Annotated in this window: 8 protein-coding genes; 6 read left to right on the top strand and 2 right to left on the bottom strand. The window is 66.9% G+C overall.

Annotated features, from left to right (window positions below):
• Positions 1–32 precede the first annotated feature (32 nt).
• Entirely contained in the window at positions 33–1,517 is a 1,485-nt protein-coding gene (locus tag ACFO3A_RS06060) for an ABC transporter substrate-binding protein (protein ID WP_377724862.1), read from the bottom strand.
• Between the two features lie 201 nt (positions 1,518–1,718).
• On the opposite strand from ACFO3A_RS06060, the gene ACFO3A_RS06055 reads away from it, so the two are divergent.
• From ACFO3A_RS06055 to ACFO3A_RS06045, 3 genes are all read left to right on the top strand, one after another.
• Positions 1,719–3,695: a sensor domain-containing diguanylate cyclase gene (locus ACFO3A_RS06055; RefSeq protein ID WP_377724860.1), complete on the top strand. Its 1,977-nt coding sequence runs from the start codon at positions 1,719–1,721 to the stop codon at positions 3,693–3,695.
• 11 nt (positions 3,696–3,706) lie between these two features.
• Positions 3,707–5,110 carry a UDP-N-acetylmuramate:L-alanyl-gamma-D-glutamyl-meso-diaminopimelate ligase gene (gene mpl, locus ACFO3A_RS06050; protein ID WP_377724858.1) on the top strand — a complete coding sequence of 468 codons (1,404 nt, stop codon included), beginning with the start codon at positions 3,707–3,709 and terminating at the stop codon, positions 5,108–5,110.
• Positions 5,111–5,218: 108 nt separating this feature from the next.
• Complete coding sequence (locus ACFO3A_RS06045; RefSeq protein WP_377724857.1) at positions 5,219–7,519, top strand: EAL domain-containing protein; 2,301 nt, start codon at positions 5,219–5,221, stop codon at positions 7,517–7,519.
• 44 nt (positions 7,520–7,563) lie between these two features.
• On the opposite strand, the gene ACFO3A_RS06040 is transcribed toward ACFO3A_RS06045, so the two are convergent.
• Entirely contained in the window at positions 7,564–7,875 is a 312-nt protein-coding gene (locus ACFO3A_RS06040; RefSeq protein WP_377724855.1) for a hypothetical protein, read from the bottom strand.
• A 277-nt stretch (positions 7,876–8,152) separates the two neighbouring features.
• Here ACFO3A_RS06040 and ACFO3A_RS06035 point away from each other — a divergent pair, with 277 nt between their 5' ends.
• The 3 genes from ACFO3A_RS06035 to pbpC all read left to right on the top strand — a co-directional run bounded on the left by ACFO3A_RS06035 (position 8,153) and on the right by pbpC (position 16,785).
• On the top strand, positions 8,153–14,107 hold the full coding sequence (locus tag ACFO3A_RS06035) for an alpha-2-macroglobulin family protein (RefSeq protein WP_377724852.1): 5,955 nt from the start codon (positions 8,153–8,155) through the stop codon (positions 14,105–14,107).
• A 23-nt stretch (positions 14,108–14,130) separates the two neighbouring features.
• Positions 14,131–14,433, top strand: coding sequence for a YciI-like protein (locus ACFO3A_RS06030; protein WP_377724850.1), 303 nt, complete (start codon positions 14,131–14,133; stop codon positions 14,431–14,433).
• A gap of 171 nt (positions 14,434–14,604) precedes the next feature.
• The gene (pbpC, locus tag ACFO3A_RS06025) at positions 14,605–16,785 is read left to right on the top strand and encodes a penicillin-binding protein 1C (protein WP_377725004.1); all 2,181 of its coding nucleotides are present in this window, start codon (positions 14,605–14,607) and stop codon (positions 16,783–16,785) included.
• The last annotated feature ends 43 nt before the right edge of the window (positions 16,786–16,828 follow it).

Raw genomic sequence — 16,828 nt, 5'->3', positions numbered from 1 at the left:
CGGGCCGGGTCTCCCCTCCGGTGCCGCAGCGCTCATTCCCAATACATGGAAGAAAGGTCGTGCGCAAAGGTGGGGTAGTCCACCCACACACCCTGCAAGCCGGTGCGGATGACGGTGCCGATGCTGGCGTTGAACATCCATACGTTGGCCGCATCGGCGGCCAGAAAACGCTGGATATCGGCAAACAGCAGTTGGCGTTGCCGCGCCGAGGGGGCATTCTGGTACCGGGTCAGCAAATCCCGGTACGGCGGGCTGTCGTAGCCGAAGTAGTAGTCCGGCTTGGCGTAGATGCCGTAATCCAGCGGCTCCACGTGGTTGATGAGTGTCATCGCGAACTCCCCCTTGAAGGGGCCGTCCAGCCACTGCGGCCAGCTCAGGGGTTGCAATTGCACCTGGATGCCCACCTGTGCCAGATCGTCGGCAATCAGCGGCCCGCCGATCTGGGCGTAGGGCGTGGGCGGCAATGCCAGCGGCACCCTGACGGGGAGCTGGACCCCGGCAGCCCGCAGGAGCTGGCGGGCGCGTTCCGGGTCGTAGGGGTAGGTGCCCGCCAGCCGGATATAACCCGCTTCGTTGGGGGTGAAGTGGCTGCCGATGACGCTGCCGTAGCCTTGCAGTGCGATGGCGATGAAGCGCTCCCGGTCGATCGCATGGGTGAGCGCCTGGCGCACGCGCACGTCCTGGAACAGTGGCAGGCGGTGGTTCAGCGCCAGCAGCCCCTTGCCGCTGGAGGCGCCCACCAGCACCTGGTATTGCGCGTTGGCGCGAAAGCCGTCCAGCCGGCGGGAGGTGAAATTGAAGAACATGTCGATGCGCTGCGTATCCAGCGCCTGCACGTCCTGCCCTGCGTTGAAATGGAACACGCCCTGTTCCAGCGCGGGCCTGGCCCCCCAGTAGCCGGCAAAGCGGCGCAGGCGGATGCTTTGGCCGTGCTGCCAGTGTTCCAGGCGGTAGGGGCCGGTGCCTACGGGCGCGGTACTCGCCCGGGCTGCGGACTGGGGGTGCAGGATGACGGCGTAGCTATCCCCCAGGCGAAACAGCAGGTGCGGATCAGCGTGGCGCAGGTGCAGCACCAGGGTCTGCGCATCCGGCGTGTCGATGGCGGCGATGTTGTCGAACAGCCCCGGTTTGCCTTTGTTGCCGGAATCGGCCTGCTGGGCACGCAGAAAGCACCAGCGCACGGTCTGGGCGTCCAGCGCTGCACCGTCGTGAAAGCGCACGCCGGGGCGCAGGGCGAAGCGCCAGACACGTTGGTCGGCGCTGGTGTTCCAGGCCTGGGCCAGCAGGGGGCGGGTCTGGCCGTTCTGCTCGATCTTGGTCAGTCCTTCCAGCAGGTTGTAGTGGACCACTTCGGCATTGGCGGCCGCCGGTGCGCTGGTCGGGTCGAGGCTGTCCGGCTCCAGGGACATGCTGATGTGAACGGTATCGCGCCGTTCCTGGGCCTGCGCCGCCCAGGGCAGGGTGCTGGCCGCCAGCAGAACCAGTGCATCACGGCGACGGGGGTGCAAAGGGAGCATAAAAAATAATAATTCTCGGCAAAACTTGATATTTGTGTAATGTAATAGCCATTTTTAAATTTTGTTACTTTTAGGAATAACTCCAGTGGCCTAGGAGACTGCCCACGATTTTTCCATGCCGCCTGGCCTGAAGAGTGCTGGCCACGGGCGCCGTGGGGAAGTGCGTGAGCAGGTGCTCATGCCGGGAAAGCATGGTGGATCATGGAAGCCTTGACCCGTGAAAAAAATGCCGCCTATAAAAAGCAAAAGCGCGGGTACTGGCTCCTGGTGCTGGGGGTGGTGCTGCTGGCCTTGAGCAGCGTGGTCTGGGTCTATGAGCGCCGCTCCGATGAATACAGCCTGCAAGTGCAGGAACGTTTGCGCCTGGTCGGCGAGGTGCAGAGCAAGAGCGTGGCCGACTGGCGGCGTGCCCGCATGGCCGATGCCGGGGCGCTTTCACAGGATCCGCTGTTCTCCAAGGCGCTGGCCGAATGGCTGCACAGCCAGCAGCGTGACCACCGTCAGGAGGCGCTGCTGCGCCAGCGTCTGCGGGTGCTGGTGGAATACGACCAGTACGCGCTGGTCTATCTGCTCGACACCCGGGGCCAGTTGCTGATGAGTACCGACTCCGCGGCCCTGCCGCGCCCCTTGCCTGCGCAGGAGAGGCAGGCATTGCAGCAGGCCCTGGACCGCGCCGAACCCGTCGCGGTGGAGCCGCAGGCACCGGGCTATTTCGCCTTTCCCTTCTTCGGCGTGATGACGCCGCTGTACGACGGGTTCGAGCCGGTTGGCGTGGCGTGGCTGGTGATGGACTTGCGCGGCACCCTGTTTCCGCTGGTGCAGGCGTGGCAGGTGCAGAGCCAGAGCGCAGAAGCGGTATTGACCCAGCTGGAGGGCGAGGACAGCGTCATCAACATCAACCCCTTGCCCAAAAGCGGTGTCGCCGCCCTGAGCAAGCCCTTGCCGCTGACGCGCAGCGGCCCTGCGATGCAGGCCGTGCGTGGGGGGCGAGGAATCGTGCGGGGCGTCAACCACATGGATCAGCCGGTGATCTCGATGGTCAGCGCCATTGACGGCGCCCCCTGGTGGCTGATCGTGCAGATCGACGAGGCCGAAATCCTCAACGATGCCCGCCGCCGCGAGGGGCTGGCCTTTGGCCTGCTGATCGGGGCGCTGTTGCTGCTCCTGGCCTTGCTGGGCGGGATCTGGCAGTGGTCGGCATGGCGGGCCGAACGGACTTTGAAGCGGGAGCTGCAACTGCACATCCGCTGGCTCGACTCGGCGCAGCAGGCGGCAGCGCTGGGCTATTTCGTCTACGACCTGGGGAAAAAGGAGTTTTACATCTCGGAGATCACGGCCCGTATCTTCGGCGTGGCCGCAGGCGGCTGGCTTCCCCTCCATCGTTGGGCCGCGCTGGTGGAGAAAGAGGACCGGAAAGCGGTCTTTGCCGCGCATGAACAGACCATTGCCCAGCGCCAGCATCTGCACGTGCAGTACCGCATTCGCCGGGCAGACAATGGTGTGCAGCGCTGGATCCAGGTCTGGGCCGAGCTCGATGGGCGCGAGGGCGAGAGACCTTCCTGCATGATCGGCATTGTCCAGGACATCACCGAGCGCAAACAGGTCGACGAGCAACTGGAGGAATACCGCCGCCAGCTGGAAAACCAGGTGCGGCTCGATCCCCTGACCGGCATTGCCAACCGCCTGGCGTTGCAGGAGGCCTTGCACAAGGAATGGCGCCGTGCCGCACGGCACGGCCAAAGCGTGGCGCTGCTGATGCTCGATCTCGACTACTTCAAGGCTTACAACGACACCTATGGCCACGTCCAGGGCGATGTCTGCCTGTGCGAAGTGGCCCGGGTGCTGGCCGCCAGCGTGGGACGTGAGGGGGAGCTTGTGGCCCGCTATGGCGGCGAGGAGTTCATGGTGCTGCTGCCTGGATCGACCCTGGCACAGGCCCAGGCGTTCGGCCAGCAACTGGTGCTGGCGGTACAGCGCCTGGACTTGCCGCACGCCGGCAGCAGCGTGCCGGGGCAACGGGTCACCATCAGTGTGGGCGTGGCTTGCGCCAGGCCCGGCGGGCTGCAGGAGCCGGAGCAGACAGACGGCTTCACCGCCCTGATCGAACGCGCCGATGGCGCCCTGTATGCGGCCAAACAGGCCGGGCGCGACCGCTGCTGCGCGGTGCCCGGCCCGTAGAATCGCCGCCCATGCATATTCATATTCTGGGCATTTGCGGCACCTTCATGGGCGGCGTCGCGGCATTGGCGCGGGAAGCCGGGCACAAGGTAACGGGTTGCGATGCGGGGGTCTACCCGCCGATGAGCGACCAATTGCGGGCCCTGGGCATTGACCTGATCGAGGGCTACGGCGCCGAGCAGGTGCAGCTCAAGCCCGATGTGTTCGTGGTCGGCAATGTCGTCAGCCGTGCCCGGCGGGACGACGGCACGTCCAAGTTCCCGCTGATGGAGGCCATTCTCGATCAGGGACTGCCCTATACCAGCGGGCCGCAGTGGCTGGCCGAAAACGTGTTGCAAGGCCGCCATGTGCTGGCCGTGGCAGGCACGCATGGCAAGACCACCACCACCTCCATGCTGGCCTGGGTGCTGGAATGCGCGGGGCTGGTGCCCGGCTTCCTGGTCGGCGGCGTGCCGCTGGACTTTGGCGTCTCGGCCCGCCTGGGGGCCTTGGCCGCCGGGCAGGAACGTCCCCTGTTCGTGATCGAGGCCGATGAATACGACACGGCCTTTTTCGACAAGCGCAGCAAGTTCGTCCACTACCGTCCGCGCACGGCGGTGCTGAACAACCTGGAGTTCGACCACGCGGACATTTTTCCCGATCTGGCTGCGATCGAGCGGCAGTTCCACCATCTGCTGCGCACCGTGCCGGCCACGGGCCGCGTCGTCAGCAATGGCCTGGAAGAAGCCCTGGCCCGCGTGCTGCACCAGGGCTGCTGGAGCGAGGTGCGCAGCTTCGGCAGCGCCGTCAGCGACTTTACCGCCCAGGGGCTGCACCATGCGTTTGACGTGCTGCGTGCCGGGCAGGTGGTGGGCCGGGTGGAATGGGCTTTGAGCGGCGAGCACAACCAGCTCAACGCCCTGGCCGCCATTGCCGCCGCCGAGCATGTGGGCGTGGCCCCGGCCACGGCCTGCGCGGCGCTGGGGCGTTTTCGGAACGTGCGCCGGCGCATGGAGCTGCGCGGCACCGTGGCCGGGATTGCGGTGTACGACGATTTCGCCCACCACCCCACGGCCATCCGCACCACACTGGACGGGCTGCGCCAGCAGGTGGGCCAGCAAACCCGCATCCTGGCCGTGTTCGAGCCGCGCAGCAACACCATGAAGCTGGGCACCATGAAGGCGCAGTTGCCCTGGGCGCTGAAAGAGGCCGATCTGGCCTTCTGTCACACGGCGGGCCTGGATTGGGATGCTGCGCAGGCGCTGGAGCCGCTGGGTGAGGCGGGCCTGACGGCGGGCGATATTGCGACCGTGGTGCAGCAAGTCCTGGCGGCGGTACGGCCAGGAGACGCCATCGTCTGCATGAGCAACGGCGGCTTCGGCGGTATCCATGCGCAGTTGCTGCAGGCGCTGGCGGCGCGGTTCACGCCTGGCTAGGCCGACGGCAGGCGGGCTACGGGTAGGTGTTTCCAAGTAGGTTTGGCGGCGTGGCACCCAGCGCACAATGCGCGTGGAGTGTTATCGGTGCTATCCAGGGAGAAGGTTGTGGCCGTTAAAAAAATCAAACCATCCCTTACCCAGGCCATGGGCTTGCTGTGGGGGCTGGTTGCGGCCTGTGTCCTGGTGCTGCTGGGCAGTCTGTGGCAGTACCACCGTCAGCAAAAGGCGGTCGGTGCGGCCCTGGAGTATTTGTGGATACTGCCCGCCGTGGGCCTGCTCCTGCTGTGTGCAGCGCTGCTGTTGATGCACCGTGTGATGCGCGAGCGCCTGCAGTCGGAGCTCAAGGATTTGACCGACCACCTGCCCGTGGTGGTGTACCGCTACCGGCTGGAGGAGGGCAATCGTTCCAATCTGATTTACATCAGTGAGGGGATCCAGCGCTTTACCGGGAAATCGGCGGCCGAGGTGGTGGCGGACCCGACGCTGTTTTTCCAGAGAATCGCGCCGGAAGATTGCGCCAGGTTTTCCGATGTCGACCGAACCGCATGGCATGCCAAAGAGGAGTTCTTCTGTGAATTCCGCTTTTCCATGCCCGACGGAGCGCTGCACTGGCTGTATGCGAATTCCTCGCCGTTCGTCATGCCCAACGGGGAGATTGTCTACCACGGCTTCATTGAAGACATCACCGAGCGCAAACAGGCCCATGCCCGGCTTCGCCAAAGCGAATCCTTGCTGCAGCAGGTCTTCGATACGTCCAGTGCCGGGATCTTCCTGGTCGACAAAAAGGGCATGATCGTCCTGGCCAACCAGCGGATGGCGGAAATGTTCTGCTGCACGGTGGACGAGCTGATCGGGACGCCTTACGTGGGGCTGGTCGATCCCACCGAACGCAGCGTCAGCCACCAGAAAATGCTGGCCTTGCTGGCCAGCGATATCGATGCCGTCGATGTCGAACGGCTGTATTGGCGCAAGGACGGCAACCAGTTCTGGGGCAACCTGAGCGGCAAGCGCTTTCACGACACGCGTGGCACCGATCGCGGCCTGCTGGGCGTACTGCTGGACATCACCACCCGCAAGCAGGCAGAGCAAGAGGTCAGCAACCTGGCTTTCTACGATCCTCTGACGGGTTTGCCCAACCGCCGTTTGCTGCGGGATCGGTTGCAGCAGGGGCTGGCCATCTCGGCGCGGCAGAACGCCTACGGCGCATTGATTTTTCTGGATCTGGACAACTTCAAGACGCTCAACGACACCCTGGGCCACGATGCGGGCGACCAGCTCCTGGTGGCTGTGGCCAAGCGGCTGCTGCACTGCGTGCGGGAAGAAGATACCGTGGCCCGGCTGGGGGGCGACGAGTTCATCATCCTCCTGAACAATCTTGACCATGTGCAGTCCCGGGCCGTGCATATTGCCAAGGACATTGCCGAGAAAATCAACCGTGCCCTGAACCCTGCCTACGAGTTTGACAAGAACGTCGTGCGCATCACCCCCAGCCTGGGCGTGGCGCTGTTCTTCGGGCATGAGATCGATGCCGATGAATTATTGAAGCGGGCCGACCTGGCCATGTACCAGGCCAAGGAAGCCGGGCGCAATACGGTGCGGTTCTTCGACCCGCAGATGCAGGAAAAAATCAATGCCCATGCCCAGGTGGAGCAGGATCTGTACCGGGCCCTGGAGCGCCGGGAATTTTCCCTGTTCTACCAGCCCCAGGTCGATGCCTATGGCCGCTGCATCGGCGTGGAGGCGCTGCTGCGCTGGCAGCACCCGCAGCAGGGCCTGATTCCGCCGGGCCGGTTCATCCCGGTGGCCGAGGCAACCGGGCAGATCCTGGAAATTGGCCGCCAGGTGTTTCTGCAGGCCTGCCGCCAGCAGGCGGCGTGGCAGGCCTCGACGAATACCGCGCAACTGGAAATTGCCGTCAACGTCAGCGCCCGGCAGTTTCACGCCAGCGCCTTTGTCGACCAGGTGCAGCAGTGCCTGCAGGAAACCGGGGCGAATCCGGAAAGAATCCTCATCGAGCTGACCGAGAGCATCCTGCTCAAGGACATCAACGAGGTGATTGGCAAAATCCGCGCCCTGCAGGCGCTGGGCCTGCAGTTTTCCCTGGACGACTTCGGGACGGGCTATTCCTCTTTGGCGTACCTGAAACGGCTGCCGCTGGCGCAGTTGAAGATCGACCAGTCCTTTGTGCGCGACATCCTGACGGACCGCAACGACCGGGCCATCTGCCGCTCCATCATCGCCCTGGGGCAAAGCATGGGGCTGCGCGTGCTGGCCGAAGGGGTGGAGACGCAGGCGCACTGGCAGTTGCTGCGCTCGGACGGCTGCGAGGAGGCCCAGGGCTACTGGTTTGCCAAGCCCCTGCCACTGGCCGAACTGGAGCGGTGGCTGGCGCAGCACGCCTTTTGAGCAGGCGCCCGCGCTGCGCCCGGTGGGGCTGGAAAGGGTGGTGCTCAGTAGGTCACGGCCATGGCGGCCACGTCCACCGTGATCAGGGGCTTGACCAATATGGCGTGGGTCGCCCGGGCATAGGTGGTGCGCCAGTCCTCGTCGCCCAGCAGGCGCGGGCCGGCGGACTGGGCCACGACCAGTACCTTGTCGGCCAGCAGCACCTTGCCGCTGGCCCGCAGCGGCTCGCATTCCAGAGTGGTGAATTGCACGTCCAGCCATTGACGGGCCGCTTCCACCCCCATGGGCTCCAGGCGCGAGAGGTCGATGCGCCATTCCTGCTGGGGGTTCAACCGTACGATTAGTTCGCTGCTCATAACATCCTCACTGTGTTGTTGGACTGGGCTAAAAAACGGCCAGCTTACCGGAATGTCGGTGCGTCGTCGTGCGGGATTGTCAGCATAGGCGGGGAAAAACAACAAAAAAATAAGAGCTGTTCCCACATGTCCTATCAAGATCTAGCCCAGAAAGTCATCTAAAAGACAGTGCCAGTGTGCGCTGCAAGCAATGCTTTTTTGGTAATGGCCCAAGGCATGGCCCCCGGAGGATGGTGGTAGGCTTGCCCATCTTCGATGCAAGCGGAAGGGGCTTGGCATGTTTCATCGCCGGATAGGGCTGACACTGGGAATTTTTGCTGCCGGGCTGTTGGCCAATCCGGCACTGGCGCTGCAGGTGCAGAAACTCTCCCCCCAGGGGGTGGTGAACGAGGTGCGCCAGGTCGTGCTGCGCACGGATCGGGATGCCGTGCGGTTCGGTGATCCGCAAGCTCCGGCGCCGGCCCGCGTGAGCTGCTCCGTCCCCCAGAGTGCCCAGGGCACGGGCCGCTGGAACAGTGCCCGCGAGTGGGTGTGGCAGTTCGAGCGCCCGGTGCCTGCCGGGGTGCGCTGCCAGGTGCAGTTGGAAAAATCCTTCCAATCCCCTGAAAAATCCCCGCTGACGGGCGCAAGCAGCTATCAATTCGAGGTGGCCGGCCCCCATGTGCAACAGATCTTGCCGGACACTTACCAGCCGATCGACGAGGACCAGGTGTTCGTGCTGCGTTTCAACAGCGCACCGACCAGGGAAAGCCTGCTGGAGCATAGCTATTGCCGCAGCAAGGACGTGGGCGAGCGCATTCCCCTGCGCTGGGTGGAGGGCCAGGATGCGGCCGCCATCCTGGAAGGGCTGCGGCTGAAAAACGCCGTGGAAAAAGCCCCGGGCGAGTGGGCCTTGCTGGCCTGCAACCGGCGCCTGACGGCGGGCAGCGAGGTGCAGCTGGTCTACGGCGCCGGGGTGCAGACGGCAGGGGGCGTGGTCAATCGCAAGACGCGGACGTTCCAGTTCGAGGTGCGCAGCGCGTTCACCGCAGAGATGACCTGCGAGCGCGAGAACGCCCAGGCGGGCTGCCTGCCGATTCGGCCCGTCTACCTTGGCTTCAGTGCGCAAATAGAGAAAACCGTGGCGGCCCAGGTGCGCCTGGTGGGCGGCGGCAGCGCACTGGCGCCCAGGTTCGAGGAGGACGACGAGGGCAATACGGTCACGCGCCTGGCTTTCGGCCCATCTCTGCAACCCGAAACCAGTTACCGCCTGGAGTTGCCGGACAACTTTGCCGACGACAGTGGCCGGCCCCTGAGCAATGCCGCCAGCTTTCCCCTGACCGTCAAGACCGGCACCGCACCGGCCCTGGCCAAGTTCGCCAGCGACGAATTCGGCGTGCTGGAGCGCTTTGCCGAGGAACGTGATGGCGACGGCACTGCGGTGCTGCCATTGACCGTGCGCCATATCGAAGGCCTGGACAAGCGCGATGCGACGGCGCAACTGCGCGATCTGGTGCTGACGGAGGATGCCGCCATCATCGAATGGTGGAACAAGTTGCAGCGCTACCGCTGGGGCAGCGTGCGCCGCGAAGTGGCGGCCAGGGACGTGCAAGGCCCGTTGCCCGCGCCGATGAAGCCGCAGCCCCGGACGAATGGGGAGGATGAGCCGGATTACCGCGAGGTGGACGAGTATTCCGTCTCCACACGCAGCATCTCCCTGCTGCAAGGGCAGAAACAGGTGCAGCAGGTGCTGCTGCCTGCGCCCAAGGAGGGCGACCCCCGCCCCTTTGAAGTGATTGGCGTGCCGCTGAAGCAGCCCGGCTTTCACGTGCTGGAAATCGATTCGCCCAACCTGGGCGCAGCCCTGCTGGACGAGCGTATGGGGGCGCAGCGGCGCATGTTCGTGCGCACCACGGCGCTGGTGACGAATCTGGCCGTGCATGCCAAGTTTGGCCGGGAAAACGCCGCCGTCTGGGTCACCAGTCTGGACAAGGGCCAGCCGGTGGCCGGGGCCCAGGTGCAGATTTCCAGTTGCGATGGCCATGTGCAGGCCCAGGGGCTGACGGACAGCCAGGGCATTCTGCTGCTGCCCGACATCGCCCGGGAGGCACCGCGCTGCAGCCAGTCTGCGCAGAGCGGGACGTGGTTCGTCAGCGCCCGCCAGGATGGGGACATGGCCTTCATCTGGAGCGATTGGCAGCGCGGCATCGAACCCTGGCGCTTCAACCTGCCCCGAAGCTGGGACGACGAAGCGCCGGTCGTGGCGCACACGGTGCTGGACCGCACCCTGGTGCGGGCGGGCGAAACGGTGTCGATGAAGCACTTCATTCGCCGCGAAATGATGGAAGGGCTGGTCGGGGTGAAAGCGCCCCCGGTGTTCGAGGCGGTCGTCACCCACGTCGGCAGTGGTCAGACCTACACCCTGCCCCTGGAATGGAGCGAGGAAGGGGGCTATGCCCGCTACGCCCTGAGCCGCTTTGCCGTGCCCCCTGCCGCCAAGCTGGGGCAGTACCGCATCGAGCTGCGCTGGGATGACGAAGGGCGGGCCATGGCCCTGTCCTCGGGCCAGTTCCGGGTGGAAGCCTTCCGCCTGCCGGTGCTGGAAGGCAGCATCCAGCCCGTGCCCAAGGCGCCCCTGGTGCAGCCGCAGGCGCTGCCGGTGGCCGTGAGCCTGCAATACCTCAACGGCGGCTCGGCCAGGGGCCAGGAGGTCAAGGTCAATGCCCTGCTGCGCAGCCAGGGCGTCTATTTCCCGCGCTGGTCGCGCTACAGCTTTGCCGCACCCGACGGCGCCGTGACCGAGCAGGAACGCCTGCTGGCCGACAAGCTGCCCGTCACCCTCGACGCGCAGGGCCAGGGCCAAGTCCAGCTGCCCAGCGCGGGGCCGGTGCAGCAGCCCCGCGAGCTGTTGCTGGAGGCCAACTTTGCCGACCCCAATGGCGAAATCCAGACCCTGCGCAGCACCCATACCCTGTGGCCGGCGGCGGTGCTGCCGGGCATCCTGGCGGACAACTGGGTGTCCGTGCAGCGCAAGCTGAAGCTGCAAACCGTCGCGGTCGATACCAAGGGCCGCCCGCAGGCGGGCGTGGCCATGAAGGTCGAGGCCGTGCTGACCCGCACCACCACCACCCGCAAGCGGCTGGTCGGGGGCTTCTACAGCTACGACAACCAGACCGAGCGCACCCCCCTGGGGCAGTTGTGCAGCGGCAAGAGCGATAGCGCCGGCCTGCTCTATTGCGAGGCCGACCTGACCCAGCCGGGCCAGGTCGAGCTGATCGTCACCACCCAGGACAAGGAGGGCCGCGTCGCCCAGGCCGCCGATACCGTCTGGGTGACGGGCCAGGGGGAGCTGTGGTTCGGCGGGGAAGACCACGACCGCATGGACCTGCTGCCGGAGAACCCCGGCTACGCAGTGGGCCAGACGGCCCGCTTCCAGGTGCGGATGCCCTTCCGCGAAGCCACGGCCCTGGTCAGCGTGGAGCGTGAAGGCGTGTTGTACGCCGAAGTCGTGCAGCTCAAGGGCCGCAAGCCGGTGGTCGACCTGCCCGTGCAGGCCGGGTGGGGGCCGAACGTGTACGTCAGCGTGCTGGCGCTGCGCGGGCGGCTGTACGAGGTGCCGTGGTACAGCTTCTTCACCTGGGGCTACAAGGCGCCGCGCCAGTGGTGGGATGCCTACTGGCATGGCAACAAGGAATACGCGGCCCCCACCGCCATGGTCGATCTGAGCAAACCTGCCTTCCGCCTGGGCGTGGCCGAAATCCAGGTGCAGGATGCGGGCAGGCAGTTGCAGGTGAAAGTCAGCACCGACAAACCGCGCTACCAGGTGCGCGAGCAGGCCCAGGTCGGCATCCAGGTATTGCAGGCCGACGGCCAGCCTGCGGCCCACGCCCAGGTGGCCCTGGCAGCGGTGGACAAGGCCCTGCTGGAACTGATGCCCAACACCAGCTGGAAGCTGGCCGAAGGGCTGTGGCGCCATCGCAGCTGGAGCGTCAGCACCGCCACGGCGCAGTCTGAAATCGTCGGCCGGCGCCACTATGGCCGCAAGGCGGCTGCCCCGGGCGGCGGGGGCGGGCGCAGCACTACGCGCGAACTGTTCGACACCCTGCTGCTGTGGCAGCCCGTGGTGCAGCTCGATGCCCAGGGCCGTGCCCAGGTGACGGTGCCTCTCAACGATGCCCTGAGCAGCTTTGAAATCGTCGCCATTGCCGACGAGGGGCCAGACCGCTTCGGCACCGGCAGCGCCACCATTGCCACGACGCAGGACTTGCAGCTCATCAGCGGCCTGCCGCCCGTGGTGCGCGAGGGCGACCAGTTCACCGCCATGTTCACCGTGCGCAACACCACCGGTCAGGCCATGCAGGTGCAGATCAAGCCCCAGGTGAGCAGCCTGGAGCTGTCCGCCCAGAAGGTCGAGGTTGCGGCCGGCGATGCGAAAACCGTGCAGTGGGCCGTGCAGGTGCCCACCGCCCTGGCGCAGGCCCATGAAGGGCTGCTGCACTGGCATTTGCAGGCCAGCGACGCCAAGACCGGGGCCAAGGATGCCGTGGCCGTAAGCCAGCGCCTGCTGCCCGCCGTGCCCCTGGCCGTCCAGCAGGCGACGCTGGAGCAGATCGATGGCCGCGTGCAAATGCCCGTGCAATGGCCGCCGCAGGCCGTGGTGGGCAAGGGCGGCTTGCGCCTGACCTTCAGCGAGCGTCTGGCCGACCCCGATGAGGGCGTGCCCGGCCTGCGCGACTGGTGGCAGCGCTACCCCCATAGCTGCCTGGAGCAGACCACCAGCCGGGCCGTGGGGCTGAACGATGCGGCGCTGTGGAGCAGCATCATGGGCCGCCTGCCGACCTACCTGGACGGCGACGGCCTGGCCCTCTACTTCCCGCCGCAGGACGGGGTGCGGGCGCAGGGCAGCGACACGCTGACGGCGCACCTGCTCACGCTGTCGCACTTCATGCGCAAGACCGACCCGCGCTTCACCCTGCCCGAGGCCGAACATGCGCAGATGCAGCAAGCGCTGATCGCCTTCGTCACCGGGCGGCTGCAGCGCAAGTTCTGGAGTCCGCGCGAGGATCTGGCCGAGCGCAAGCTGGCCGCCATCGCCGCCCTGGCGCTGGATGGCAAAGCCACCCCGGCCCTGCTCGACAGCCTGGACATCGACCCCATCCGCTGGCCCACGCACAGCGTGCTCGACTGGCTGACCGTGCTGGCCCACGTCCAGGTGCCGGGCCGGGCCGAGTTGCAGCAGGAGGCGTGGCAGATTCTGCGCAACCGCCTGTCCTACCAGGGCACGCAGGTGGTGTTCTCCACCGACAAACAGGATTACTGGTGGTGGCTGATGCAGGGGCCGGACGTGAATGCCGCCCGCCTGCTGCTGGCCACCCTCGGCAACCCCGATTGGGATGACGAGCGCCCGCGCCTGGTCACCGGCCTGCTGGCGCGCCAGCAAAGCGGTTCCTGGCGCACTACCACCGCCAACCTGTGGGCGGGGCTGGCGCTGCGCCAGTTCAGCAGCGCCTATGAGCGCGACCCGGTGACGGGCGACACCACCGCCATGCTCAACGCCAGCACGCAAACCCTGGACTGGAAAACTCTGCAGCAAGCCAGCAGCCCCTCCAGGGCCGCAGCCGCTGCCGCACAGGCCCAGCCCAGCCGCCTGCTGCCCACCGGCAGCAGCGCCCTGGATGCGCCCCTGCCGGCCAACACCCTGTTCCTGCCCTGGGGCGAGCGCACGCTGGGCCAGTTCAGCGTGCAGCACCGGGGCACGGGCAAACCGTGGGTGGCCATCCAGTCCATTGCCGCCGTGCCGCGCACCGCGCCGTTCGATGCGGGCTACCGCCTGCGCAAAACCGTGACGCCGTTGCGGGGGGCCGACCTCAAGAACCTGCAACGGGGCGACATCGTGCGCGTGCGCCTGGAGGTCGAGGCCAGCGCCGACATGACCTGGGTGGCCGTGACCGACCCCATCCCTGCCGGGGCCACCATCCTGGGCAGCGGCCTGGGCCGTGATTCGGAGATCGCCACGCAAGGCGAAAATCGCAACGCCGACTGGTGGCGCACCCCGGCCTTCGTCGAGCGCGGCCAGGACAGCTACCGCGCCTACTGGAGCTACCTGGGCCAGGGCGCGACCAGTGTCGAATACACCCTGCGCCTGAACAATGCCGGCAGCTTTGCCCTGCCGCCCTCGCGCGTCGAGGCGCTGTACGCCCCGGAGATGTTCGGTGAAGCGCCCAACGCCCGCTGGACCATCGGCGCACCGTAAACACTTTTCAAGGAGAACCCCCCATGCACTACCTCTTGACCTACCACTACAGCGCCGACTACCTGCAACGCCGGGGCGAATTTCGCAACGCCCACCTTGCCGCCGCCTGGGCCGCCCAGGGCCGGGGTGAAATGGTGCTGGGCGGCACCGTCGGCGACCCGCCGGACAGCGCCACCTTTTTGTTCGACTGCGCCGACCCCGGCGTGATCGAGGCTTTCGTCCGGGCCGACCCCTACGTGCAAAACGGCCTGGTGCTGCGCCACACCATCCTGCCGTGGAACACCGTGATCGGCGATGCCGCCAAAACGCCGGTGCGCCCGGAATAAGGTGTTCTCGATAACGATAGCTTGTTCCGCTTGTTTAATAAGGTTTTCAGATATGAAAGTATCTGAAAACCTTTCCATTCAAGCGGAACAAGCTATTTTTATTCAATCTTCCAGCCACACCATGCTCTGGCCGACAGGGGCGCCCGGGTGAAACGCAGCGCCGCCATCCTCATGCTGCTGGGCGGCCTGCTGCCCGGCGCGGCGCAGGCGCTGCCCAGCTACCGCGAGGTGGTGGCCGCGCACCGCCCGTCCGAAACCCTGGTGCTGGCCCACGACGGGCAGGTGCTGCAGCGCGTGCGCACCAACCGTCAGGTGCGCCAGGGCGACTGGGTGGCGCTGGCCGACGTTTCCGCCGCCCTGCGCCTGGCCCTGCTGGCCAGCGAGGACCAGCGCTTTTACGCGCACAGCGGGGTCGATTGGCAGGCCGTATCGGCAGCCGCCTGGGGGAATGTGTGGCACCAGAAAACGCGCGGCGCCAGCACCATCACCATGCAGCTGGCCGGGCTGCTGGATGAAGACTGGCGCACCCCGGCAGGCGGGCGCAGCCTGGGGCAGAAGCTGGGCCAGGCCGTGGCCGCCACGCGCCTGGAGCGCAGCTGGCGCAAGGATGAAATCCTGGAGGCCTACCTCAACCTCGTGCCCTTTCGCGGCGAGCTGGTCGGGCTGGACGCCCTGAGCCGCACTCTGTTCGGCAAGGCCGCACACGGGCTGGATGCGCAGGAGGCGGCGATTGCCGCCGCCCTCATCCGTGGCCCCAACGCCAAGCCCGGCGTCGTCGGCCAACGCGCCTGCGGCGTGCTGCAAAGCGTTGCCGCCGTGCAGCAGCGCCCCCTGCCCGATTGCAGTGCCGTGCGCTGGCGTACCGAGCAGGTGCTCGGCGCCCGGCTGTGGCCAGCCAGCGCCGGCATCGCCCCGCACTGGGCGCAGCGCGTGCTGGCGCAGTGGCCGTCGGGGCAGGCGCTGCCCGGGCGCATCGTCACCACCCTGCATGCCGACGTGCAGCGCGTGGCGGTGGACAGCCTGCAGCGCCACCTGCGCGAGTTGCAGGGCCGCAATGCCGAGGACGGCGCCGTCCTGGTGCTGGACAACGCCAGCGGCCAGGTGCTGGCCTGGGTCGGCTCCTCGGGCAGCCTGAGCCAGGCGCAGGAGGTGGACGGCGTGCTGGCCCAGCGCCAGCCCGGCTCCACCCTCAAGCCTTTTCTGTACGCCCAGGCGCTGCAGCAGCGGCGGCTGACGGCGGCGTCGCTGATCGAGGACTCATCGGCCCACATCAATACCGGATCGGGCCTGTATATCCCGCAGAACTACGACCGGCGCTTCAAGGGCTGGGTGTCGGCCCGCGTGGCGCTGGCCGCGTCGCTGAACGTACCGGCGGTGCGCACGCTGACCATGGTCGGGGTGGAGGATTTCTACCAGCAGCTGGCGCAGTTCGGGCTGGACCTGCCCCAGCCCGCCGGCTACTACGGCTATAGCCTGGCGCTGGGCAGCAGCGAGGTCGATCTGCTGCGCCTGGCCAACGCCTTCCGTGCCCTGGCCAATGGCGGACTGTGGCAGCCCGTGGCCGGGCCGCTACCGGACGCCGCCCAGGCTCCTTCGCCAGCGCTGCCGCCGTCGCACCGGGCCATCGGCCCCCAGGCCGCGTTCATCGTGGGCGACATTCTTGCGGACAGCCTGGCGCGGGCGCCGACCTTCGGGCTGGACAGCGTGCTGACCACCCGGTTCTGGAGCGCCGTCAAAACCGGCACCAGCAAGGACATGCGTGACAACTGGGCCATCGGCTGGTCGCAGCGCTACACCGTCGGCGTGTGGGTCGGCAACGCCAGCGGCACGGCCATGCACGACGTCAGCGGCAGCAGCGGCGCGGCCCCGGTGTGGGCCGACGTGATGGACTACCTGCACCGCCAGCAGCCCAGCCGCGCCCCCGTGCCCCCGCCCGGGGTGCAGCAGCAGTGGGTGCGCTTTGACGGGCAGGGGCTGGATGCCGACCGCCAGGAGTGGTTTGTCACCGGCTCGGCGCAAACCGATTTCGTGCGGGCGGGGGCCACGGAACACGGCAGCGGGCAGGCCCAGGGCTTTGCCCCCCGGATCCTGGCGCCCGCCTCGGGCACCATCCTGGCGCTGGACCCGGACATCCCTCCCGCCCAGCAGCGCCTGTGGCTGCGCTCCAGCAGCAGCGCCGTGCGCTGGCGCCTGAATGGCCGCATCCTGGGGGGCGGGGCGCAACTGGCCTGGCTGCCCATGCCCGGCCAGCATGTGCTGGAAATCGTCGACCGGCAGGGGCGCAGGCTCGATGCCGTCACGGTGCAGGTGCGCGGCGCAGGCCTGGCAGCGACGGCCCCACGCAAACCCTAGGCAAGGAATAAAACCTTATTTTTACAATGGGCCGGATCAATGT

This window comes from Comamonas nitrativorans (genome assembly GCF_042654765.1).
Lineage (GTDB): Bacteria > Pseudomonadota > Gammaproteobacteria > Burkholderiales > Burkholderiaceae_C > Comamonas > Comamonas nitrativorans.
The sequence above is the reverse complement of the archived record's forward strand: the minus strand, read 5'-3'. Positions and strand labels throughout refer to the sequence as shown.